The following is a 23,023-nucleotide window of genomic DNA, read 5'->3' as shown; positions in this document are numbered from 1 at the left end:
GCGTACGCCGTCCGCCCCGCGTCTCCGTCGTTACGGTGCCAGCGGCGGCCGCAGCCGGGCTCGACCACGACTCGCGCCACCCCGGAGGACCGCTTGAGAACCGGGCCGGGTGCGCTCGGGCCGGCGCCGGGGCGTTGTCAGTGCCGCGTGCGAGGCTTTCGGGAAAGGCGATGACGAGAATGCGGGGGCAGTGCGATGAGCGGCAGCACGAGCGGCACCTTCGACCTGACGTCCTTCGAGCCCGAGGTGGCCGAGAAGGGCGGTCCGGGCGCCGGGCTGGGGCGGGTGCGGATCACCAAGGCGTTCCGGGGCGGGCTCAGCGGCACCAGCACGGTGCACATGCTGTCCGTGGCCGACACGGCGGGCGCTCCCGCCGCCTATGTCGCGGTCGAGCGCTTCGAGGGGGAACTGGACGGGCGCCCCGGCTCCTTCGTCCTCCAGCACAGCGCGCCCGGCAGCCACGGCGAGCGGCTCGCGATCCGGGTGGTCGAGGGGACGGGCTCCGGTGCACTGGAGGGGCTCTCGGGCACCTTCGCGATACACCAGTCCGAGGACGGCACGCACTCCTACGTCCTGGAGTACACCCTGTAGCGGAGAAGGTCGCGGAGGCCTCGATGCGGACCGGTTACGCCGTCGACCGGGAGCTCAGCCTCGAGTACCGCCCCTGCCCCGTGGAGTAGGCGGGCGTACGGGCCTGCGCTCGGCCGGCGTCGCGCGCCTGACCGGCCCGGGGCGGCGGGCGGGGTTACCGTCGCGGCATGGACGGTGATCGCCGAGGGTGGCGCCAGTGTTTGCTCAGCGGAGCGGTGTTCGCCGTGTGCATGACCGGCACTACGCTGCCCACCCCGCTCTACGGCCTGTACCAGGAGAAGTTCTCCTTCTCCGAGCTGACCGTGACCGTCGTCTACGCGGTGTACGCCTTCGCCGTGATCGGGGTCCTGCTGCTGGCCGGGAACGCCTCCGACACGGTCGGCCGCCGTCCGGTGCTGCTGGCCGGGCTGGCCTGCGCGGCGGGCAGCGCCGTCTGCTTCCTGTCGGCCACGGGACTGCCCTGGCTGTACGCGGGGCGGCTGCTGTCGGGGCTGTCCGCCGGGCTGTTCACCGGAGCCGCGACGGCCTACGTCCTCGAACTCGCCCCGGAGGGGGGCGGGCCCCGCGCCACGTTCGTCGCGACCGCCGCCAACATGGGCGGCCTCGGCTGCGGTCCGCTGCTCGCCGGGGTGCTGGCGCAGTACGCCCCCGGGCCGCTGTACCTGCCCTTCGCCGTGCACCTCGCCCTGGTGGCCGGGTCGGCCGCCGTACTGCTGAGGCTGCCGGAGACCGTACGGGAGCGGGGCCCGCTGGGCGCCGTACGGCCGCGCCGGCCGGGCCTGCCCGCCGGTGTCCGCCGGGTGTTCGGGCCGGCGGCGATCGCCTCCTTCGCCGGCTTCGCCCTGTTCGGGGTGTTCACCTCGGTCAGCCCCGCGTTCCTCTCCGAGTCGCTGGACGTGCACGACCGCGCGGTGAGCGGGCTGATCGTCGCCCTCGCCTTCTTCGCCTCCACCGCCGGACAGCTGGCCGTCGGCCGGTTCGGCGTGGGGCGTTCGCTGCCGCTGGGCTGCGCCGGGCTGCTGGTCGGGCTGGCGCTGCTCGCGGGCGCGCTGCGCTGGGAGCTGCTGGTGCTGGTGGTGCTGAGCGCGCTGGCCGGCGGCTGCGGTCAGGGGCTGGCGTTCCGCGGGTCGCTGGCAGCGGTGGCCGCGGCCTCCCCGGAGGACCGGCGCGCCGCGGTGATCTCGACGCTGTTCGTGGTGGCGTACTTCGGCATCTCGGTGCCGGTGATCGGTGTCGGGCTGCTGGTGGGGCCGGTCGGACTGGAGGGCGCGGGGCTGGTGTTCATCGCGTGCATGGCCGTCCTGGTGTCGGCCGCCGGCGCCTACCTGCTCCGGCGGCCGGTGCCGACGGACGGCTGACCGGCCCGGCCCGGCCCGGCCGACCGGCCGGGGGCCGGGGGCCGTCAGTCCCGCTCCCCCTGGCCGCCGCCGGCCTCGGGGCCCGGTGCCGGGGCGGCGGCCGGGTCCAGGACGCGGTTGAGGAAGTCCCGGGTCCGCTCCTGGGCCGGCCGCGTGACCACCTGCTCCGCCGGACCCTGTTCGACGATGACGCCGCCGTCCATGAACACGACCCGGTCGGCGACCTCGCGGGCGAAGCTCATCTCGTGGGTGACGACCATCATCGTCATCCCCTCCGCCGCCAGCACCCGCATGACCGACAGCACCTCGCCCACGAGTTCGGGGTCGAGCGCCGAGGTGGGCTCGTCGAAGAGCATCACCTCCGGCCCCATGGACAGGGCGCGGGCGATCGCCACGCGTTGCTGCTGCCCGCCGGAGAGCTGGGCCGGGTAGGCGTCCGCCTTCGCCGAAAGGCCCACCCGCTCCAGGTTCTCGCGGGCGACGGCGGCGGCCTCGGCCTTGTCGCGGCCCAGGACCCGCCGCTGCGGGAGGGTGAGGTTGGCGGTGACGCTCACGTGCGGGAAGAGGTTGAACTGCTGGAAGACCATGCCGATGCGGCGGCGCGCGGCGTCGATGTCCACGTCGGGGTCGGTGAGCTCGGTACCGCCGACGAAGACCCGGCCGCCGCTCGGCTCCTCCAGCAGGTTCACGCAGCGCAGCAGGGTGGACTTGCCGGAACCCGAGGGCCCGATGACGCACACCACCTCGCCGCGGGCGACGTCCAGGTCGATGCCGCGCAGGACGTGGTTGTCACCGAAGGACTTGTGCAGCCCCCGGATCTCGATCTCCGCGCGGTCCGCGCCCATGGTGTCCGCCGCCGTTCGCGTCGTCCGTGACATCGTCTCCCCTTCTCAGGTGGCCTTGTCCGCGCGGGCCTCCAGGCGGCGGACCACGAAGCTGAGCGGCACGGTCACCAGGAGGTAGCACAGGCCCGCGACCAGGATCGGGGTGGAGTTGGCGGTCTCGCTGGCGAGGTCCCGGCCGAACTTGGTCAGTTCCCGCTCCTCCAGGGTGACGCCCAGGAACAGCACCAGCGAGGAGTCCTTGAACAGCAGGACGAGCTCGTTGGTGAGCGGGGGGATGACGATGCGGAAGGCCTGCGGGATGATCACGGACACCATGGCCCGGGCGTGGGAGAACCCGAGCGAGCGGGCCGCCTCCATCTGCCCCCGGGGCACGGCCTGGATCCCGGCCCGGATCGTTTCCGCCATGTAGGCGGCCGCGACCAGGCCGAGGCCGAGCGCGACCTTGCCGTACGTGCCTCCGGGAATCGCCGTCCCGGGGAACGCCAGGGGCACGGCGACCCCGACGAAGATGAAGATCAGCAGGGCGGGCAGGCCGCGGAACAGCTCGATGTAGACGCTCGCGACCCAGCGGTAGGGGGCCACCGACGACAGTCTCATCATGGCGATGACCAGCCCGAGCACCAGGCCGAAGGCGAATCCGGAGAAGGTGTACACCACCGTGTTGCGCAGGGCGGTGGTGATGATCTGCGGGAAGAGCCGCAGGGCCAGGTCCTTCTGCGCGAACTGGTTCGCCAGCCTGTCCCAGTCGGCGAGGACGCCCACCAGGACCAGCGCCGCCACGAAGACCGCGTACTGGACGCCCTGCCAGACGCGGCGCCGCTGGCGCCGGGTCAGCCGAGAGGTCACGACGACGCCTGGGGCAGCGGGCCGATCCACTGCTCGTAGATCTTCTTGTAGGTGCCGTCGGCCTTGGCGGTGGTGATGGCCTTGTCGATGGCGGCGAGGAGGGCCGCGTTGCCCTTCTTCACGGAGAAGCCGTACTTCTCTCCGGTGTCGATGTTCTGCCCGAGGACGAACGCGGAGGCGTTGGCCTTGTCCTTCAGCCAGCCCTGGACGACCGGGTAGTCGATGACGACCGCGTCGACCTGGCCCGTGCGCAGGCCGTTGAGGACCGCGTCCGAGCTCTCGAAGGCGACCGGGTTGAAGCCCTGGCTCTTGGCGTAGCTCTCGCCGGTGGTCTCGGCCTGGGCGCCGAGCTTGCCCCCCTTGGCCTTGACGTCGGCGAGGGAGGTGAAGCCGCTCTTCTTGGTCGCCAGGAGCGCCTGGGTGGCGTCGAAGTAGGGGACGGAGAAGTCGACGTTCTTCTTGCGCTCGTCGGTGATGGTCATGCCCGCGGCGGCGAGGTCGCACTGGCCCGAGTTCAGGAACGCGCCCGTCTTAAAGTTCTCGAACGGGGTGTCGAGGATCTTCTGTTCGACCTTGAGGTTCTGGGCGACGAGGTCGATCAGCGCGACGTCGAAGCCGACGACCTTGCCGTTCTGCTCGAACTGGAAGGGCGGGTAGGGCAGGTGGGTGCAGGTGGTGAGCTTGCCCTTCTCGACGACGGGCACCCCGCCGGCCGCCTCGCCGGGTCCGCTCTCGCCGGAGGAGGAGCAGCCGGCGGCGAGGAACATGCCCGCCGCGGCGGCGGCGCAGGCCGCGCCCCGGAGGCCGGAGCGGCCGCGGCGGTCGCGGCTGCTGCTGTTGCGCTGACTGCGGTGTCCTTCGGCCGTGCGGAACACGGTTGACCTCCACGGGTGCAGGGCGGGCGGCGGTCGCGGGACGGGACCGTCCGATCGAGATCGTAATCCCCGGCGGTGCGCGGCGGCGGATGATTCGCGATGCGGCGGGTCCGGGGACGGGCGGAGCCCCGTCCCCGGCGGCCGTGTCAGCGTGAGGGCCGGTGGGGCTTCCCCGTGGGCGCCGGGGCGGGCGAGCCGCCGGGCTCCCTGAGGGGCTCGGCCTCGTCCAGGCCCTCCAGACCGGGGAACCGGTAGGGGTCGAGCGCCCAGCGGGGCATGCGGGATGACAGTGCGTACGTCGGTGTGGTGTCCATCGAACCTCCCGAGTGTAGTTACTGGCTGTGATGAGTTATTACTCTGTGCACTCGGTTGCGGGTGGCTGCGACTCCCACCCGAACGCCCCCAATGACATTTCTTCACATCACGTACACATAGGCCCTCAGGCCAGGAGGGCGGAGACCGGGGACACCGGGTCCCAGAGCGGGTCGCGGCCCGTCAGCCGGGCGACGGCCCGGGGCCACGCCCCGGGATCGGCGGCCAGCCGGGCCGCGATAAGGGAGCCGAGGCCGGCCAGGGCCTGCGCCGCCCCCGCCGGGGCGTCCGGGCGGCGGGTGGCCGTGCTCAGGTAGGCGAGGATCCGCGCGGCCGGGGCTGCGGTGTGCAGCAGGTCCTCCCCGGTCAGGTGGCCCGAGGCCAGCAGTCCGTCGAGCTGGACGACGGGCGGGCAGTGGTAGAGGCCGGTCAGGCCGTGGCGGGCCCGGGCCCGGGTGGCCTCGGGGCCGTCGGGCAGCCCCTCCGCGCCGGGCTCGTGCAGCAGGCCCGCGTAGCGGAGGCGCAGCGCGGCCGGGGCGCTGCGGAGGTTGACCAGGAACTTCCAGTTGGGGATCGGGTCCTCCTCGTGCGCCTCGGCGAGCGCCTCCCAGTCGACGGCTCCCGGGGTCGCCATGAGGGTGCCCGTCGTCTGCCAGTGCCCGGTGCTCTTGCGCAGCCTTTTGAGGAGCTTGGCCTGAGCCAGTTCGAGGGCGACCCGGGCCCGGAGCACGGCGGCCGGATCCGGCGAACCCAGCGCCTTGACGCAGAGTTTGGCGGCGGCCTGGCCGAGCCGACCCTCGCCGACGAGGGCGGCGAGCCGGGCGGCGCCGCCGTGTTCGAGCAGGTTGAGGCAGCCCACCGCCTGCTGGGCGAAGCCCAGTTCGTCTCCGTGACGGGCGAACACCGCCTCGATCAGGCCGGGTTCGCGCGCGTGCAGCCAACGGGCGCCCCCGGGCACCCGGGCGGAGGGGTCCTCCGCCAGCCACGCGAGGACGCGCGCGGCGGTGCGGTCGTGGGGGCGGCCGACGATACGGGCGGCCAGGTGGGCGCCGGCGCCGGACCGCAGCAGGGTGAGGTCGGTCTCGGGATCGTCGAGGTCGGCCAGCAGTTCCCCGGCCCCACCGGTGAGCCGTCGCGACTGGGCGGCCAGGAGGCGCAGGGCCTCGGGATCGCGCCCCGCGAGCAGCCGGCCGAGCAGGACGCGCGGGGTGCGGTCGTGGCGCATCAGGTACGCCGCGAGCAGCCAGGGGCCGTCGGGGCCGAGGCGGGGCAGGACCGCGTCGACGACTTCGGCGTCGGCCAGGCACAGCAGGGTGGCGACGGGCCAGGCCCACCGATTGTTGCCCTTCTCCAGCAGCCGCAGCGCCTCGTCCGGTGTGGCCGGCGCCCTTTCCGACGCGCCCCAGGCGGCCCGGCCGGACGGCAGGTGGCCGGCGGTCGGGGCGCCGGCGGCGCGGGAGGCCTCGATGAGCTCCGGCCAGGTGGGGCCGCCCTCGTCCGTGTGCCGGTCGATGCCGGATGCGAGAGCGGCCGTGCGCGCCAGCCGGAGCCAGCCGTCGGGGTCGGTCCCCAGTTCGCCGCGCAGCAGGTCGGCGACGGCCTCCCGCCAGGCGGGGACGAAGGCCAGGCGGCGCCAGTCGTGGGCCAGGAGCAGCATGCCCCGCGCCGGGAGCAGCCGGACGAGCTCCTCGGCGGGCAGGAGGCCCTCGGCGTAGGCGTGTTCGGTGAGCCAGGTGCTGTTGCCCCAGGTCCGGGGGCGCTCCGCGCGGATCTCCTCGGGGGTGGGGGCGGTGTACCAGCCGCCGCGGGGCGGTTCGACCCCGGCCTCCGCGCAGGCGCGGGCGAGCCATGCGGGGGTGGCGAGGCCGGGGGCGTCCGCCTGCCGGTGCTCCGCCAGGAAGCCGAGGACGGCGGGGTCGGCGGGCAGCGGGGTCCCGGCGGGCGCGAGGGAGTGCAGCAGGTCGAGGGCGGCGAGGGCGGCCCGGTGGTGGTGGTTCTCGGGGGCGGCCGGGGGCTGCCGTACGGGGGCGGCCGGCCCGGCCTGCTCCCGCCGGGGCTCCGCCGCCCCGGCCTCGTCCGGCCGCGGCGGGAGCGCCTCGCCCGCGCGGGCGATCAGTTCGGCCAGGGTGCCGCCGTGCCCGGGCAGCCCGGTGTCCAGTGCGGCCCACGCCTCGGGGCGCTCGCCGAGGTGAGCGGCGGTGAGCGCGCGGAGTTCGTCCAGGGCGGCGCCGGTCAGCAGGTTCCGCTCGGTGAGCCGGGCCAGGGCGCCGACCGCGTGGACGGCGGGGCGGGCGGTGCGGATCAGTTCGACGGGGTCCAGGAGGCCCGCCGCGGCCATGCCCTCCGCCCATTTCGCGGCCGAGTCGTCGAGCTCCTCCGCGGCCAGCCGCCGCTCGGGCGGCGCCGAGTTGCCGGCGCGCCGGCCGCCGGTGCGCCAGGGCTCATTGAGGACGCTGAGCCGGAACACCAGGCGCCGGGCGTCATCGGCCGCCTCGTGCCGGGCGAGTTCCTCGCAGGCCTTGGGCATGAACGGGGACTTCGCGTGCGCCTCGGCGAGGGCGTCCATGTCGTGGGCGTAGGGCTCGGACAGCAGGGCGGTGATGCTGCTGGTCCCACGGGTGGCGGCCAGCAGGGCGGGCAGCCGGGCGGGGTCCTCGTAGGGTTCGCCCCCTTCGCGCAGGCGGCGCAGCCCGTTGCCCGAGCCGTCCTCCTCGGCCAGGGCCTTGCGGACGGCCGAGCAGACGGGCACGGTCAGGTGCGGCAGTACGTCCGGGCCGTCGAGCAGCGCCTTGAGCGCGTCCGGTCCGGCGGTCTCCCAGACGCGAACCAGCGCGTACCGCTGGACGGTGCCCCGGGTCTGCTGCGTCCGCAGGGCGCGCAGCGTGAGCTCGGGGTCGCCGGAGGCGAGCAGGGGGGTGAGCCAGGTGCCCGGGGGGAGGCGGGCGGGGTCGGTCAGTTCGGCGCGCAGGCCCTCGTCCATCGGCTCCCGGGCGAGCCGCCCGACGACGGCGCGGCGCAGGGAGGTGGTGGCGCGCGGGTTGCGGTAGACGGCGGCGGCGACCGCGGCGTCCCCGACGGCGAGGAGCCGGGCGAGGATCCGCGCGTCGAGCCGGGGGTGCCCGGCGAGGGCCGCCCGGGCGGCGGCGTCGCCGTGGTCCACGACGGCGGTGACGAGCGCCGGGGCGTGGAGCGGGCCGCGCCCGAGCAGGGCGTCACAGGTGCGGGCGGGCAGGACGGCCAGCGCCGCGGCGGCCCACTCGGGCCGGGCGTGCTCCAGCAGCAGGGCCAGGGTGGTGTGGACGCTGCGGGGCGCGGGCGCGCGGACCTCGCCGGGGGCGGCCGGCGGTGCGGGCGGGGGTATCTCGGCGAGCAGTGCGGGCAGCGTGCCGCGGTGGCCGGCGAGCGCGTCGTGCACGCCGAGCCACCGGTCGGGGCGGTCGCCGATCCGCTCGGCCACCCATCCGCGCAGCCGCAGCGCGGCGTCCGCGTCGACGCCGCCGGCGGCCAGGGCGCCCGCCCCGGCGGTACGCGCGGGGCGGGCCTCCTCGATCGCCCGGAGGGCGGCGCCCGCCACGGCGGGCTCCGCGCCGGGGCGGGGCGAGTCGAGGGCGGCGCGCACCACCCGGGAGACCGGACTGCTCTGCGAGTTGCTCATGGACGCCATGCTAGGGAGCGGGTCTGACAACTCCCCCGGCCCGGCCCGCGCGGGGCCCGCCCCCGGTCCGCACGGGGTGCGGCGGTGTCAGCGCCGCTGGGGGCAGGTCTTCCAGGAGAAGTGGTACTTGGTGTTGATGCTGCCGTCGGTCGAGTCCATGGTGAGGAAGCTGGTCGTGGACGGGTCCGACGTGCCGGCCTGGGTGAGCAGTTCGGTGTTGATGTTGAGGTTCCGCTTCGCCCCGCAGGGGTGGAAGACGAGGGCCTCGACGGGCACCGTGTCGGATACCTGCCAGCCGTCCTGGAAGGGGCCGCGCAGGGTGTGGCTGCGGCTGGCGGTCTGGGACATGCCCTGGAAGTAGTAGCTGGCCTTCTGGGTGCCGGTGGCGCCGTTCTGGAGGCTGGCGAAGCCGCGGTAGTCGGCCTGGGTGATGGCGAAGGTGTAGCCCTGCGGGACGTTCAGGCTGAGGCCCAGCTGGCAGTTCTTGCGGAAGTCGGTGGGGTTGGAGCCGGGGCCGATCTGGGCGAGGTACTCGCTGTAGGTCACCGTGAAGGCCGTGTTGTCCGGCGCGACGGCCACGGCGGCGCTGCCGGGGCGGCAGCCCGAGCCGTTGACCTGGACCACGTCGATGGTGATCTGCTCCGGAGGCGCGTAGGACGGGCCCGCTCCGGTGGCGGCCCCCGCGGTGGGCGTGAGAGCGGCGGCGGCGAGCGCGGCGGCCGCGCCGGCGGTGAACACCGTTCTGAACATGGGGAGTCCTTCCGATCGCTGCTGGGCGTGATCGGCTCGAACCGTTCCACACCGGCCGGGCCGGGCGGCGCAGGCGCGGCAGCGGCGGCCCCGGGGGCCGTGCCGGGGCCACCCGCCCGGGGGAATCGTCCGAACATCGCCCCGATGCGCGTGTATGCGCCACCGGTTCCGGCGTTTTGGCGCACAAGTGGCGGCCCGCAAACCCCCTCGGCGGCAGACTGGGCAGGTCAGCCGCCCCCACCGGGAGGAACCGCCCCGTGCCCGTCCCGATCATCATCGACTGCGACCCCGGACACGACGACGCGCTCGCCATCATGCTGGCGGCGGCCGACCCCGCGGTCGACCTGCTCGCCATCACCACGGTCGCCGGGAACCAGACGGTGGAGAAGACCACCCTCAACGCCCGCCGGGTGTGCACCGTCGCCGGGATCACGGACGTCCCCATCGCCGCCGGCTGCGCGCGGCCGCTCCTCCAGCCCCTCTCCGTCGCCGACGACGTGCACGGCGAATCCGGTCTGGACGGACCGCGGTTCCCGGAGCCCACCGTCGGTGTGGTGCCGGAGCACGCGGTGGAGCTGATCCACCGGATCCTGACGGAGCACCCGGAGCCCGTCACGCTGGTGCCCACGGCTCCGCTGACGAACATCGCCCTGCTGCTGACCCGCTACCCCGAATCCGCCGCCCGGATCCGCGAGATCGTGCTGATGGGGGGTTCCACGGAGCGGGGGAACCGGACTCCGGCGGCCGAGTTCAACGTGTACGCGGACCCGGAGGCGGCCGACGTCGTCTTCCGCAGCGGCGTGCCGGTGACCATGTGCGGGCTCAACGTCACCCACCAGGCCCTGGCCACACCGGAGATCGTGGCCCGCTTCGAGGCGCTGGGTACGGAACTCGGCTCCGTCTGCGCCGGGTTGCTCACCTACTTCGCCTCCGCCTACAACCGGTTGTGGGGTATGCCGCACCCTCCGCTGCACGATCCCGTCGCGGTGGCCCGGGTGATCGATCCGGCGATCGTGGAGTGCGTGGACGCGCACGTCGCGGTGGAGCTGCACGGCACCCATACTCGCGGGGCCACCGTCGTGGACCCGCACGGCTACCTGGGCCTGCCCGCCAACGCCCGCGTCGCCGTCACCCTGGACCGCGAGGCGTTCTGGGACCGCATGGTCGGCGCCGTCGCCGCACTCGGCTCCCGCCCTGCGGACTAACCCGCGACGGGGTACATCAGCCCGCGGCGCCCCTCCGGCGAGGTCAGCCACTCCAGCTTCTCCGCCGTCTCCGTGCCCGGCAGCGGGGTGTGCAGCACGATCGCCAGATCGGGGCGCGCGGGGACGCGCAGCTGGGTCGACTCCACGTGCAGGGTGCCGACGACGGGGTGTTCCATCCGCTTGCGGAGCTGGCCGGCGGGGCGGACGTCCTGGCGCTCCCACAACCGCGTGAAGTGGGGGCTGAGTTCCCGCGCCTGTTCCACGACGGCCTGGAAGCCCTCGTCCTCGGGGTGTTCGGTGCAGGCCGCCCGGAACTGGGCGACGACGTCGACGGCGATCTCCTCCCAGTGCGGGGAACGGGCCATGTAGACGGGGTCGGTGAAGAAGGCGACCAGGCAGTTCTGCACGATCTCCGGGCGCATCCCGAGCACCAGCGAGGCCGCGTCGTTGTACATCACGGTGTTCCAGTAGACGTCCATGATGTGCGCGGGGAAGGGCATCCAGGCGTCGATCAGCCGCTGCAGGCCCTGGCACATGTCCCGGTCGCCGGGCGCCACTTCGAGGGCCGGAGGGTTGAGTCCGGCGAGCACGTACAGGTGGCGGCGCTCGGCGCTGGTCAGTTTGAGCACCCGGCTCACCGCGTCGAGGACGTGCCCGGACACCGTGATGTCGCGGCCCTGTTCCAGCCACTGGTACCAGGACACCCCGACCCCGGCGAGGACGGCGACCTCCTCGCGGCGCAGCCCCGGCGTGCGGCGGCGGGCCCCGCCGTCCGGGAGCCCGGCCTCGGCCGGGGAGATCCTGGCACGCCGGGTCATGAGGAACTCCCGCAGTTCCGTACGGCGGTTGCGGTCGATCGGCGTGGCCACGAATTCCCCCTGTCGGGCAGCCTGGTGGTGGTGCCAACAGGATAAGTTCCCACTCTTCACGATCATTCCCGGGCGGCGAGGGTGGTGGCCATGACGACAGACACCGAGATCCCCGCGGTCACCGGGCCGCGCACGGCGGCCCCCGAGGACACCCGGCTCTCCGGCCGGGCCAGGCTGGTCCTCTTCGTGCTCTGCGCCGCGCAGTTCATGGTGGCGCTCGACTTCTCCGTCCTGAACGTGGCCCTGCCGGTGCTGGGCAGGGACCTGGACCTGAGCCCGTCCGCCCTCCAGTGGGCGGTCACCGCGTTCACCCTGCCGTCCGGCGGGTTCCTGCTGCTCTTCGCCCGGATCGGCGACCTGTACGGCCGCAAGCGGCTGTTCCTGACCGGTCTCGCGGTGTTCGGCGCGGCCTCCGTGCTCGCCACCCTCGCCTGGAATCCGGCGGCCTTCCTGACCGGGCGCGCCCTGCAGGGCCTGGGCGCGGCCGCCATCGTCCCGGCCGGGATGTCGCTGCTGACCACGACCTTCCCCGAGGGGCCGCTGCGCGACCGGGCCCTGGGCATCTCCGGGATGCTGCTGTCGCTGGGATTCACGGTCGGCATGGTGCTCGGCGGGGTCATGACCGACACCCTCGGCTGGCGCTCGACGATGGGCCTGCTCGCGGTCGCCGCGCTGGCCGTACTGGTCCTGGCGCCCGGTCTGCTGGGCGAGTCCCGCACCCCGGAGCGGCCGCGCCTGGACGTGCCGGGCGCCGTCACCGTCACGGCCGGTCTGCTGGCGCTGATCTACTCCCTGTCGACGGCGGCCGAGCGCGGGTTCGGCGGGGCGGACGTCCGGGCCGCCCTGGTGGCCGGGCTGGTGCTGCTGGCCGCGTTCGCGGTGGTGGAGTCGAGGTCGGCGGCCCCGCTGGTCTCCCTGCCGATGCTGCGGCGGCGCACGGTGGCCTGGGGGAACTTCGGCGGCCTGGTGACCTTCTCGATGATGTCGACGGTCATCTTCGTGCTGACCCTGTACCTCCAGGAGACGCTGGGGCTGTCCTCCTTCCTGACGGGCCTGGTCTTCGGGGTCCAGGGGATCGCCTCGGTCCTCGCCGGCTCGCTGGTCCCCCGGTTCGTCGGCCGCTTCGGCGCCCGCCGCACCCTGGTCGGTTCCCTGGCCGGGCAGGGGCTGTTCACGGCGGCGCTGCTGGCGGTCGGCCCGGAGTCCGGCGCGCTGGTCGCGACGGTCGCCGTATCGCTGGGCAGCATGTGCCACCTGGGCGCGATCATCTCGTACGGGCTGACCGTGACGAGCGGGGTGCCCGACGAGGAGCAGGGTCTGGCCACCGGTCTGGTCACCACCACCCAGCAGGTCGGCCTCACCATCGGGATCCCGCTGCTGGGGGTCCTGGCCACGACGCGGGTCCCGCTCTTCGACGGGGTGCGCACCGTTCTGGCGGTGGACGCGGCGCTGGTGGTCGGCGCGGCCCTGCTGGTGGCGGCGGGCCTCCGGCGCCGCAAGGCCTGAGCCGTACGAGCGGGGCCCGGTCCGGGACGTCCGGACCGGGCCCGCTCGGCTTCCCGCCCGCCGTCCGGCGGCGCGGACGGCGGGACGGGGGTGCGGGTCAGACGGTGGTGGAGAGGATGGTGCCGCCGAGCCCGGAGGGCGCGGCCGGTTCGGTCCGCGGCCGGCGTGCGGCGCGGGGGTCGAACGCGGGACGGGCCGGTGCGGGACGGGCGCTGCCCGCGACGATCAGGGCGAGTAAGACCGCGGCGGCCTCGCTCTGCAGGATCCGGGCGGCCTGCCGGAGCCGGGCCGGGTCGGGGACCGGGATGGACAGGGCCACGCATTCGGCGTTGGGGCCCGCCGTGATCGGTACGGCCGCGCACACCGTGCCGACCGCGTACTCCTGGAAGTCGAGCAGCGGGGCGTTGGGCCGGCGGGTGTCGAGCTGGTGGAAGAGGGCCTCCTGGGTGGTGACGGTGTGGGAGGTGAAGCGGGACATCTCGTGCCGGGCGAGGTGGTCCTTGCGGTCGTCGTAGTCGAGCTGGGTCAGCAGGGCCTTGCCGACGGCCGAGGCGTGGGCGGCCGCGCGGAAGTCCACCCATTCGTCGACGGCGGGTGTGCCCGGGCCGTCGGCGTACTGGGTGATGGACACCTCGCCGTCGGCGTAGCGGGCGACGTACACGGCCGCTCCGACGGCGTCCCGCACCCAGGCCAGGGTCTCGCGCAGCTGTCCCCGGCCCTCGCCCCCGGCCGCGTCGGCCAGCAGCAGGGCGTGGCCCGCGACGTAGGCGTCCGGTCCGGAGGGGGTGGCGAGGTTGGCGCGGACGAGCTGTTCCGTGGCCCGGGCCAGGACCAGCTGCGGCAGCTTGGTCTCACGGGCGATCTGGGTGAGGCTGACGCCGCCCGAGTAGCGGTTGACCACCTCCAGGACGCGCAGCGCCTGGTGGACGGAGGCCAGCGCGGCGGGTGCCGTGCGGCCTTCGGGGGTCTTGCGGGCCGCCTGTGTCAGCTGTGGCTGTTTGAGGGCGTCCAGGGCCCACGCGTTCGCCTCCTCCGTCAGGTGCGCGGGGTTGAGGCGGGCGTGCCGGGCGACGGCCACGGCGACGGGCGGGCTGGGGGTGATGATGTCGCCGAGCTCCGGGTGCTCCTTGCGGGGGCGGGAGGCGACGGCCTGGCGCAGCCGCGCCGGCAGCCGGTACGGGGGCCGGACGGCCCGGCCGGGGCCGGTGAGCCCGGTGAGGTCCTGGGTGCTGATCGGCGGGGAGGTCCAGATGACCGAGGCGCCCAGGGTGTCCTCCAGGTTGTCGGGGATCTGGGGCAGCGGCGGCAGGTGTTCCTCGGCGGGCAGCACGCGGGCCTGCTGCTTCCAGTGGCGGGCCGTGCGGACCTCGGCGCGGGCCAGGTGGTGGAGGTAGAGGCACTGGGCGGCGGTGCGGGAGCCCGCGCCGGCGGCGTACTGGAACCAGAACTGCGCGGCCTCCAGCCGGTCCGTGAGGTGCAGCAGGCAGCCGAACAGCAGGGCCGAGTCCACGCCGTGGGGCCAGGACCGGGCCTGCAGGGCGAGTTCCGCGAAGTCCCGGCTCTCGGCCAGGGACCAGGTCAGGTCGTCCAGACAGCGCGCGGCCCGCACGTGGCAGGCGGCGTCCAGCACCAGGTCGTCCCAGGCCGTCGCCGCTGTCCGGGCGGTGTCCGTCCCGGCGGCGGTGCCGATCGCGGAGCGGGCCCGGTCGGCGGCGATGCGGCGGGCCACCCGGCGCCGGGCGGCCCCTTCGTCGTAGCCGGCGTACTCCTCGGCGAGCACCGCCGCGTTCTCCAGGGCCGCGTCCAGTTCGCGCAGCGGCATGTCACGGTCAGCGGGCATGTCGCTCACTGGTCCTTCTCCTCTCCGGGGATCCAGTCCACCCCGAGCTTGCGGGACAGGGTTCGGCGTGCGCCGCGGACGTGCGACCGGACGGTCGCGGGGGAGATCCCCATCATCCGGGCGACCGTGTCGGAGTCGTTGCCCAGCAGGAAGGCCAGCAGCACCACGTCGTACTGCCGCTCGGACAGTTCGGCGATCGCCGCGTAGAGGCCGAGCTTCGACTCCAGCAGTTCGAGCCGCTCCCTGGAGGAGCGGCGCAGTGCCGAGAACCATGCCGTTTCCACCATGGCGACCTGGCGGCCGAGGGCCGCGAGCCGCCGTTCCACGTGTTCGCGCAGGACCGCCCACGCGAAGCCGTGGAGGCTCGCCTCCTTCAGCGCCTGGCGCCACACCTTCAGCAGGAAGGTGAACACGTCGTCGACGACTTCCTCCGCGTCCTTCGCGTTGCCCAGCTGGAGGTGGGCGTAGCGCAGGTACGCGCGGTGCTGCTGGGAGTGGAACGCGGTGAAGTCCACCGGGAGCACGCCCGCCAGTTCACTGGAGACCGTCTGGTCCCCGGATGGGTCGAACTCGCCCTCGCTCATGCGTTCCCCCACCGTTGCTCGTCGCCGCCCGGGTGGGCGGTGGGTCGCCTCGGGTGCGCGGGCACCCTGGTCACGTCGGTCGAAAGGACCTCTCTTGGGCCGTGGCGGACCGGGGTGGCGTCTATCAGCACGAGGGTGACGGTGTCGGCAGCGTTCACGTCGGGTTGGAACCTTCCAAGTGGCTTGTGAGTAGCGGGCCGCCTCCCCCGTGTCCGGCGGCCGTGGAGCGACAAGCTCTCCCCACTTCCCACCCCATCGGAAAACGTGCCTGATCGTGCAGGCCGTCTTCGGAAATCTTCCGGAAGAGTCGCATCCGCCCTTGCGCACGCCCCCCGCACAGCAGCGCGCGCCCCACCTTCGGGTGAAGGCGGGGCGCGCGTTGACGAAAGGGCGGGCGGCGGGCGGCCGTTCAGTCCTGGGCTCGGGCGGTGAGCGGCGCGTCGGTCCGGTCGCCGAGGAACTCGTACCAGCGGCGCTGCAGGCACAGGTAGCGGGTGTCGGCCTCGGCGAGGTCGAGGAAGGAGCCGACGGTCGACGCCAGGCGCTCGCCGAGGTCCCGGTCGGCGAGGGCGCCGTCGTCGGTGAACTCCTGGTGGGCCGCCGCGAGGCTGAACATGTCGGGGTAGACCCGTGCCCCGAGGTGTTCCAGCGGGACGCGCAGCGCCCACAGGCCCCGGTTGCCGCCCACCATCGACGGGGAGGCCGACACCAGCAGCACCTGCTTGTCCTTGAAGGGCTGCGGCCGGATCCGGGAGACCCAGTCGACGGCGTTCTTCACCGGCCCGGGGACGGAGGCGTTGTACTCGGGCGAGGCGATGACCACGGCCTGCGCCGCCTCGATGCGTTCGCGCAGCGCCAGCGCGCCCTCGGGCACGCCCCCTTCGGCCTCCACGTCCCCGTCGTACAGCGGCATCGGGAAGTCCCCGAGCAGCGCGGGCTCGGCGGTGGCGCCGGTGCGCACGACCAGTCCGGCGACGAGCGCCGCCAGCCGCGCGTTGACCGAGCCGGTGCGGGAGGACCCGGAGAGCACGAACACGTGCATCGAGGCGCGGGCGGTGGGGTGTCCGTCGTGCGGGCGGGCCGGATCCGCCGGGAAGTGGTCCTGGTCGTTCGAGGTCACGGCTGTCTCCCTTGCCGGTGCGCGCCCCCGGCGCCGGAGGCGGAGGTTCCCAGCGGACTGTACGGGCGCCCCCGCCGCACCGGCCGGGGCCGCGCGCGGGGCGCGGCCGTACGTCACCCGGCTGCGCGGGGCGGGCGCGGGGCGCCGCCCGCTCCCGGGTGCCCGTGGGACCCGGGAGCGGGCGGTTCAGTCGGCTACCACCAGATGACGACGTAGCCGTTGCCGCCGCCGCTGCCCGGGCTGCCGGGGCCCTGGCCGGCGCTCCCGCCGCCTCCCGTGCCGCCCTCGCCGCCGGTCGCGGTCCGCGCGGGGAGGCCGACGATGCCGTCGGGGACGTCGGTGGCGCCCGTGGCGCCGGGGCCCCCGCTGCCGCCGGTCAGGTTCACCCCGCCCGTGGAGCAGTTGCCGGTGCCTCCGCTGCCCGGGCCGCCGGGGCTGCCGTGTGCGGAGGGGGTGGCTCCGCCACCGCCGCCGCCCCCTCCCCCGCCGCCGGCCGTGAGCAGGGTGGTGTTGGTCGCGGAGGCCGTGAGGGTGCTGGCGGAGCCGCCGGTACCCGAGGTTCCGGTGACGCCCGTGACGCCCGCCGCGCCGCCGGGGCCTCCTGTGCCCGCGCTGCCGACGTCGACGCCGTAGTCGGTCAGCGGGACGACCTTCAGGGCGCACCAGGTGAATCCGCCGGCGCCCCCGCCGCCTCCGGCGCCGCCGGGGCCGCCCTCGTTGTTGGAGCCGCCCCCGCCGCCACCGCCGCCGCCACCGCCCCAGGCCTGGACGAAGACTGAGGTGACCCCCGCCGGCGGGGTGAAGGTGTTGTCGGAGGTGAACTGCCGCAGTCCGTGCGCGACCGGGGCCGGCTTCCGCTTCTGCGGGTGCTCGCCCTTGTCCTCGTCCCTCCCCCGGTCGTCCTCACGGTCGTCGCCCCGGCCCGGGCCGGGGTCGCGGACCTGGCTCTTGGCCGGGGGCTGCTGCTTGGCCGCGGGCTGCTGCCTGGCCGGGGGCCGGTGCTTGGCGGGGGTCCGCTGCTTGCCCGGGGCCGTGGGCGCGGGGTTCTGGTCCGAGGGCTTGGGGCCGGCGGCGGTCGCGGCGGGTGCCGTCGCGACCAGCTGTCCGGTCAGGGCCGCCGCAGCGGCGAGGGAGGCGAGCAGGACCCGGGTGCGTGCCCGGGACCGGCGGGTCTCCTTGTGCGCGTGGAGGTTCATGACTGCACATCCCACCGGTCCGCGCGCGGGCGGGCGGTCCGGCGGGGCCGGGGCTGTGGGCCGGGCAGGTGAGGAGTTCGCCGGGCCGGAGCAACTGCGGCCCCGCTGCGGGGTGCGCCGGGGCATGCGGCAGGATGACAGTCCGTTCGGAATGCGTACGTCCGCTCGAACGCGACCCCGCACAACGCAACCTGACAGGTGACATGGTGACGACACGACACATACGGCGGCCGGCCCTCGTGCGAGCGGAGGCCGTGCGTTGACCCGGGACCTCGTGCTGCACGACTGGGTCGTGGCCGCGATCGCGCTGGCCTCGGGCGGCGCGGCCGGGCTGCTGCTGCGGGCGCTGCTGAAGTGGCTGGCCAAGCACGCGGAGCGGACCAAGTGGACCGGCGACGACATCATCGTCGACGCCCTGCGGACCCTGGCCCCCTGGGCCGCCGTCATCGCGGGCGCGGCGGTGGCGGGTACCGCCCTGCCGCTCACGACGCGGGTCGGGAACATCCTCAACCAGTCCCTGACCGCCCTGCTCATCCTCTTCGCCACCTTCACGGCGGCCCGGGTGATCGCGGGGCTGGTCCAGTCGGTGGCGCAGTCCCGGACCGGGGTCGCCGCCTCCGCCACCATCTTCGTCAACATCACCCGGATCGTGGTCCTCACGATGGGCGTGCTGGTCGCCCTGGAGACCGTCGGGGTGTCCATCGCCCCGCTGGTCACCGCCCTGGGCGTCGGCGGTCTGGCGGTCGCGCTGGCGCTCCAGGACACCCTGGCCAACCTGTTCGCCGGGGTGCACATCCTCGCGTCGAAGACGGTGCAGCCGGGCGACTACATCCGGCTCAGCAGCGGCGAGGAGGGCTACGTGGTCGACATCAACTGGCGCAACAGCGTCGTGCGCAACCTGTCGAACAACCTGGTCATCATCCCCAACGGGCGCCTCGCCCGGACGAACATGACCAACTTCACCCAGCCCGAGGCGAAGCTGTCGCTCCTGGTCCAGGCGGGGGTCGGCTACGAGAGCGACCTGGAGCACGTGGAGCGGGTGGCCCTCGACGTGGTGGACGGCGTGATGGCCGACATCGAGGGCGGGGTCCCCGACCACGAGGCGAAGGTCCGCTTCCACACCTTCGCGGACTCCCGGATCAACTTCACGGTGATCCTGGGCGTCGGCGAGTTCAGCGACCAGTACCGGATCAAGCACGAGTTCATCAAGCGGCTGCACCGGCGCTTCCGGGAGGAGGGCATCTCCATCCCCGCCCCGACCCGGACCGTCTCGTTCCGCCCGGAGGAGGACCCGCGCGCGATCGCCCCGGTCCCGCACCAGCGCGACGGCTCCTCGGACGCCCTGCTGGCGGACCGCTAGCGGTCCGCCGGCCGGGGCCGGGTGCCGGTTCGCCCGGACGGCGTAATCTGGTGGAAAGGTGACGTACGGCGCGCTTCGGGCGCGCCGTACCGCGCCTCTCACCTCTCGCACCCGGGCCAGGGAGGCGGCGCGTGACCGATCCGTTCGGCTTCCTCAGGATCCCCCGCAGGGCCGTTCCGGCGCGGCCCGTGGAAGAGCGGCTCGGTGACTGGCACGAGGTGTACGCGGGGCAGGCCCTGCTGCCGCTGGTCCGCGAACAGGCCGACCGCTGCATGGACTGCGGCGTCCCCTTCTGCCACACCGGCTGTCCACTGGGCAACCTGATACCCGAGTGGAACGCCTACGCCGCCCGCTCCGACTGGCGGGCCGCCTACGAGCGGCTGCACGCGACGAACAACTTCCCCGAGTTCACCGGCCGGCTCTGCCCGGCGCCCTGCGAGGACGCCTGCGTCCTCGCGATCAACGCCGACCCGGTGACCATCAAGAACGTCGAGCAGACGATCGCGGACGAGGGCCGGCGGCGCGGCTGGATGACCCCGCGCCCTCCGGAGCGCCGGGGCGCGAGGTCCGTGGGGGTGATCGGCTCCGGCCCGGCGGGCCTGGCCGCGGCCCAGCAGCTGACCCGGGCCGGGCACCGGGTCGTGGTCCACGAGCGGGCCGACCGGCTCGGGGGGCTGCTCCGCTACGGCATCCCCGAGTTCAAGATGGAGAAGGAGCACCTCGACCGCCGGATCGAGCAGATGCGGGACGAGGGCACCTCCTTCGTGACGGACTCGGACGTGGGCGGGGCGGAGCCGGCCGACGCGCTGCGCGGCCGCTACGACGCCCTGGTCGTCGCGGTCGGCGCCGGGGAGCCCCGGGAGCTGCCCGTCGAGGGGCGCCGCCTGGGCGGCATCCACCAGGCGATGGAGTACCTGACCTGCGCCAACCGGGTGTGCGCCGGGGACCTCCCGGCGTCCCCGGTGACGGCCGACGGGACGCACGTGGTGGTCGTCGGCGGCGGCGACACCGGCTCGGACTGCCTGGGCACGGCCCTGCGGCAGGGCGCGCTGTCGGTGGTCCAGCTCGACATCAACCCCGAGCCGGGGCCGGACCGGGCCGACGGCGAGCCCTGGCCGGTGCACCCGAGGGTGTACCGGATCTCCCACGCCCACGAGGAGGCCCGCGGGCGGGCGGGCCGCGACCCTAGGCTGTTCTCCAGTGCCACCCTGCGCTTCGACGGGGACGCCGGCGGCCGGGTGCGGGCGCTGCGGCTGACCGCCGTCGAGGCCGGGGAGCGGCGGCCCCTGGCGGGTACCGAACGGATGATCGAGGCCGGACTGGTCCTGCTGGCGCTGGGCTTCTCCGGGCCCGAACGGTCCGGCGGGCTGCGCGAGCAACTGGGGCTGGAGTACGACGGGCGCGGCAACTTCGCCCGGGACGCGGACTTCGCCGCCGCCGGCGGGCGGGCGCCGGGGGTGTTCGTGGCCGGGGACGCGGGCCGGGGCCAGTCGCTGGTGGTGTGGGCCATCGCCGAGGGCCGGTCGGCGGCCTCGGCGGTGGACCGCTACCTGACCGGCTCCACGGTCCTGCCGGCCCCGGTGGCGGCCCACGACCGGCCGATGACGGCACTGGGGCGCCTGCGGTACGGGTGCGACCCGGACGGGACCTGAGGCCGGGCGGGGTTCAGGGCCGTTCCTCGTACCGGATGTGGTGGCGGGCGGCGACGGGGTTGATCTTCGCGGGATCCAGCTCCCCGCCGGTGAGCACGGCGGGCCCGGCCTCGACCAGGTCCTCGACGTAGCGCTCCCAGCCTCCGGGGGCGGAGACCTGCAGGACGCGCGGGGGCGGGTCGGAGGCCCGGCGCAGCGCGTGCGGGACGCCCCGGGGCAGCAGCGCGAAGGTTCCGGCCGGGGCGGAGTGGGTCCGGTCGTCGAACTCGATGCCGAGGACCCCGTCCAGCACGTAGACGCACTCGTCGGCCAGGTGGTGGGTGTGCCGGGGGATGTCCTTGGCGAGGGTCACCTCCATCAGGGACAGCCTCCCCCCGGTGTCGGCCGCCCCGGCCTTGACGGCGAAGGCGGGCGGCAGCGGGACGCGGCCGGGCCGGGCGGCGCCGGGCTCCAGCAGGATGAAGCGGTCCTCTCGGTGGTCCTCTCGGTGGTCCTCTCGGCGGTCCTCTTCGGTCATGGCGCGGCGCCTCCCTCGCATGGCAGAATAGGAACCGGAATCCGATTCCGGTTCCCTTTCGGTTCAATGTACGCGGAGGAGCGGTCGTCTTGTCAACGCCCCATGCACCGGGCGGCGGCCGCCGTCCGCGCGCCGACGCGGAGCGCAACCGGGCCCTCGTCCTGGCCGCGGCACGCGCCCTGTTCGAAGAGCGCGGCGAGGAGGTGCAGATGCCGGAGGTGGCCCGGGCGGCCGGGGTCGGCATCGGCACCCTGTACCGGCACTTCCCGTCCAAGCAGGCCCTCGTGGAGGCGGCCGCGGAGCAGCGGTTCGCCGGGATCCTGGAGCTGGCGCTGACGGACTGCCTGCGCGAACCGGCGGCCGGCCGGGGGCTGGAGCGGTACCTGCACCACGTCGGCGGGGCCCTCGCGCGGAGCCCGGGCCTGACGGCCGCCGCCCTGTCCGCCGCCGGCTCCTCCGCCCCCGCCGGAGCGACGCTGGGGCGCCTGGAGGAGGCCGTCGCGGCCCTGATCGCACAGGGACGGGCCGCCGGCACCCTCCGGGAGGACCTCGGGGTCCCGGACGTGTACATGATCGTCGGCGGGCTGTCCGCGATCATCCGGACGGGCAGCGGCGACTGGCGCCGCTTCCTCTCGCTGACCCTGGACGGCCTGCGCCCGCGCGGCGCCGGGGAGGCCGGCCCCGGCTGAGCGCGCGGCGGGCGAGGGCTCCGGCGGGTCCGGGACACGCGGCGGCGGGAGCGGCCCGTGCGGCGGCCGGGGCGTGTACAACCGAGCCATGACAGCGGTGAGTGAGCACAGGGCCGTGGGCGTGGGACCGTCGGGCATCGAGATCGCCTACGAGCGCCTCGGCGATCCGCAGGCGCCGCCCGTCCTGCTGGTGATGGGCCTGGCGCTGCAGATGCACGGCTGGCCCGACGGGTTCTGCGCCGAGCTGACCGGGCGCGGGATGCAGGTGATCCGGTTCGACAACCGGGACTGCGGCCTGTCCACGCACTTCCACGACGCGCCGGTGCCCGACCTGGCGGCGGCCCGGCGCGGAGACCTGTCGTCGGTCTCGTACGACGTGTCCGACATGGCGGCCGACACGGTGGGCCTGCTGGACGCGCTGGGGCTGGCGAGCGCGCACGTCGTCGGCCTGTCGCTGGGCGGGGCCATCGGGCAGACGATGGCGATCGAGCATCCGGGCCGGGTGCGCTCGCTGACCTCCCTGATGTCCACGACCGGAGCCCCCGGCGTCGGCCGCCCGGACCCCGCGGTCCTGGGGGTGCTGGCGGGGCCGCCCCCGGCGAACCGCGCGGAGGCCGTCGAGCGGACGGTCCGGGCGGTACGGGTCATGGGCTCGCCGGGCTTCCCCCACGACGAGGCCGCCGTGCGCGAGCGTGCCGCCCGCGCCTTCGACCGCGACTACGACCCGCTCGGCGTCGCCCGCCAGGCCGTGGCCTCCGTGGCCTCCGGGGACCGGACGGCCCTGCTGGGCGCGGTACGGGTGCCCACGCTGGTGATCCACGGCGCGGACGACCCGGTCTGCGACGTCAGCGGCGGGCGGGCCACGGCGGCGGCCGTCCCGGGCGCCGGGCTGACCGTCTTCGAGGGCATGGGCCACGACCTGCCGCGGGCACTGTGGCCGGAGTTCGCCTCGCTGATCGCCGCCCACGTGGAGCGCGCCGAGCGGGCTCCGGTCGGCGGCTGACCCCGGCCCGCCTAGGGCCTGTCGTCAAACTCCCGTCTGCCCCGCGACGCCCGGCACGCGCTCTCGCCGCACCGGACGAAAGCCAAGTACGTCCAGTACGCGGGCTTCCGCCCGGCACACCGAGAGCACGCACCAGACGCCGCGGGGCCGCCCTCCGGGCGACGACGGGAGTCTGACGACAGGCCCTAGGCCGTGTCCGCAAAGTCGGTTGGTCGTTACTCCGTTCGTGGTGCGACGTCATGAACTGACT

General features: G+C 74.7%; 19 protein-coding genes and 1 pseudogene. 8 read left to right on the top strand and 12 right to left on the bottom strand.

Translation table 11 applies throughout. The annotated features are described in order from the left end of the window. Positions 1-195 precede the first annotated feature (195 nt). The gene (locus tag AB0O29_RS19135; protein ID WP_365153113.1) at positions 196-591 is read left to right on the top strand and encodes a DUF3224 domain-containing protein; all 396 of its coding nucleotides are present in this window, start codon (positions 196-198) and stop codon (positions 589-591) included. 167 nt (positions 592-758) lie between these two features. After that, positions 759-1,949, top strand: coding sequence for an MFS transporter (locus tag AB0O29_RS19130; protein WP_365153112.1), 1,191 nt, complete (start codon positions 759-761; stop codon positions 1,947-1,949). A 44-nt stretch (positions 1,950-1,993) separates the two neighbouring features. Here AB0O29_RS19130 and AB0O29_RS19125 read toward each other — a convergent pair whose 3' ends face one another. From AB0O29_RS19125 to AB0O29_RS19100, 6 genes are all read right to left on the bottom strand, one after another. Next, a complete protein-coding gene (locus tag AB0O29_RS19125; protein ID WP_365153135.1) occupies positions 1,994-2,794 on the bottom strand; it encodes an amino acid ABC transporter ATP-binding protein in 801 nt (266 codons plus the stop codon). Positions 2,795-2,839: 45 nt separating this feature from the next. Next, complete coding sequence (locus AB0O29_RS19120) at positions 2,840-3,640, bottom strand: amino acid ABC transporter permease (protein ID WP_365153111.1); 801 nt, start codon at positions 3,638-3,640, stop codon at positions 2,840-2,842. Then, on the bottom strand, positions 3,637-4,407 hold the full coding sequence (locus AB0O29_RS19115; protein ID WP_365153134.1) for an ABC transporter substrate-binding protein: 771 nt from the start codon (positions 4,405-4,407) through the stop codon (positions 3,637-3,639). Before AB0O29_RS19115 ends, AB0O29_RS19120 begins: the two co-directional genes overlap by 4 nt. A 254-nt stretch (positions 4,408-4,661) precedes the next feature. Next, a complete protein-coding gene (locus tag AB0O29_RS19110) occupies positions 4,662-4,829 on the bottom strand; it encodes a hypothetical protein (protein WP_365153110.1) in 168 nt (55 codons plus the stop codon). 125 nt (positions 4,830-4,954) lie between these two features. Further along, entirely contained in the window at positions 4,955-8,482 is a 3,528-nt protein-coding gene (locus tag AB0O29_RS19105) for a hypothetical protein (RefSeq protein WP_365153109.1), read from the bottom strand. A gap of 87 nt (positions 8,483-8,569) precedes the next feature. After that, positions 8,570-9,232: a DUF4360 domain-containing protein gene (locus AB0O29_RS19100; RefSeq protein WP_365153108.1), complete on the bottom strand. Its 663-nt coding sequence runs from the start codon at positions 9,230-9,232 to the stop codon at positions 8,570-8,572. Positions 9,233-9,489: 257 nt separating this feature from the next. Here AB0O29_RS19100 and AB0O29_RS19095 point away from each other — a divergent pair, with 257 nt between their 5' ends. Then, a complete protein-coding gene (locus AB0O29_RS19095) occupies positions 9,490-10,437 on the top strand; it encodes a nucleoside hydrolase (RefSeq protein ID WP_365153107.1) in 948 nt (315 codons plus the stop codon). Here the strand turns inward: AB0O29_RS19095 and AB0O29_RS19090 are convergent. Next, positions 10,434-11,255, bottom strand: coding sequence for a helix-turn-helix transcriptional regulator (locus tag AB0O29_RS19090; RefSeq protein ID WP_365153133.1), 822 nt, complete (start codon positions 11,253-11,255; stop codon positions 10,434-10,436). The genes AB0O29_RS19095 and AB0O29_RS19090 overlap by 4 nt on opposite strands. Before the next feature lie 141 nt (positions 11,256-11,396). Between AB0O29_RS19090 and AB0O29_RS19085 the strand changes: the two genes are divergently transcribed. After that, complete coding sequence (locus AB0O29_RS19085) at positions 11,397-12,812, top strand: MFS transporter (RefSeq protein ID WP_365153106.1); 1,416 nt, start codon at positions 11,397-11,399, stop codon at positions 12,810-12,812. A 220-nt stretch (positions 12,813-13,032) separates the two neighbouring features. Here AB0O29_RS19085 and AB0O29_RS19080 read toward each other — a convergent pair. From AB0O29_RS19080 to AB0O29_RS19065, 4 genes and pseudogenes are all read right to left on the bottom strand, one after another. Further along, positions 13,033-13,749 (bottom strand): annotated as a pseudogene (locus AB0O29_RS19080) (IclR family transcriptional regulator C-terminal domain-containing protein); the annotation flags it as partial. Between the two features lie 908 nt (positions 13,750-14,657). Beyond that, positions 14,658-15,236 carry a sigma-70 family RNA polymerase sigma factor gene (locus tag AB0O29_RS19075; RefSeq protein ID WP_344158226.1) on the bottom strand — a complete coding sequence of 193 codons (579 nt, stop codon included), beginning with the start codon at positions 15,234-15,236 and terminating at the stop codon, positions 14,658-14,660. 409 nt (positions 15,237-15,645) lie between these two features. Next, positions 15,646-16,278 (bottom strand): NAD(P)H-dependent oxidoreductase, encoded by a 633-nt coding sequence (locus tag AB0O29_RS19070; RefSeq protein ID WP_365153132.1) that lies wholly within the window; start codon positions 16,276-16,278, stop codon positions 15,646-15,648. Between the two features lie 272 nt (positions 16,279-16,550). After that, on the bottom strand, positions 16,551-17,552 hold the full coding sequence (locus AB0O29_RS19065; RefSeq protein ID WP_365153105.1) for a hypothetical protein: 1,002 nt from the start codon (positions 17,550-17,552) through the stop codon (positions 16,551-16,553). Positions 17,553-17,811: 259 nt separating this feature from the next. Here AB0O29_RS19065 and AB0O29_RS19060 point away from each other — a divergent pair, with 259 nt between their 5' ends. Beyond that, positions 17,812-18,912 carry a mechanosensitive ion channel family protein gene (locus AB0O29_RS19060; protein WP_365153104.1) on the top strand — a complete coding sequence of 367 codons (1,101 nt, stop codon included), beginning with the start codon at positions 17,812-17,814 and terminating at the stop codon, positions 18,910-18,912. Between the two features lie 131 nt (positions 18,913-19,043). Then, positions 19,044-20,564, top strand: a complete 1,521-nt coding sequence (locus AB0O29_RS19055) for a glutamate synthase subunit beta (RefSeq protein WP_365153103.1) — start codon at positions 19,044-19,046, stop codon at positions 20,562-20,564. 13 nt (positions 20,565-20,577) lie between these two features. Here AB0O29_RS19055 and AB0O29_RS19050 read toward each other — a convergent pair whose 3' ends face one another. Then, positions 20,578-21,081 carry a cupin domain-containing protein gene (locus tag AB0O29_RS19050; protein ID WP_365153102.1) on the bottom strand — a complete coding sequence of 168 codons (504 nt, stop codon included), beginning with the start codon at positions 21,079-21,081 and terminating at the stop codon, positions 20,578-20,580. 89 nt (positions 21,082-21,170) lie between these two features. On the opposite strand from AB0O29_RS19050, the gene AB0O29_RS19045 reads away from it, so the two are divergent. Both AB0O29_RS19045 and AB0O29_RS19040 read left to right on the top strand, forming a co-directional pair. Beyond that, the gene (locus AB0O29_RS19045) at positions 21,171-21,770 is read left to right on the top strand and encodes a helix-turn-helix domain-containing protein (RefSeq protein ID WP_365153101.1); all 600 of its coding nucleotides are present in this window, start codon (positions 21,171-21,173) and stop codon (positions 21,768-21,770) included. 88 nt (positions 21,771-21,858) lie between these two features. Continuing rightward, positions 21,859-22,773, top strand: coding sequence for an alpha/beta fold hydrolase (locus tag AB0O29_RS19040; protein WP_365153100.1), 915 nt, complete (start codon positions 21,859-21,861; stop codon positions 22,771-22,773). Positions 22,774-23,023 lie beyond the last annotated feature (250 nt).

Origin of the sequence: Streptomyces sp. NPDC089915 (assembly GCF_040684675.1) — a bacterium.
Lineage (GTDB): Bacteria > Actinomycetota > Actinomycetes > Streptomycetales > Streptomycetaceae > Streptomyces.
Note: the sequence above shows the minus strand (reverse complement) of the source record. Positions and strands in the feature narration are given on the sequence as shown.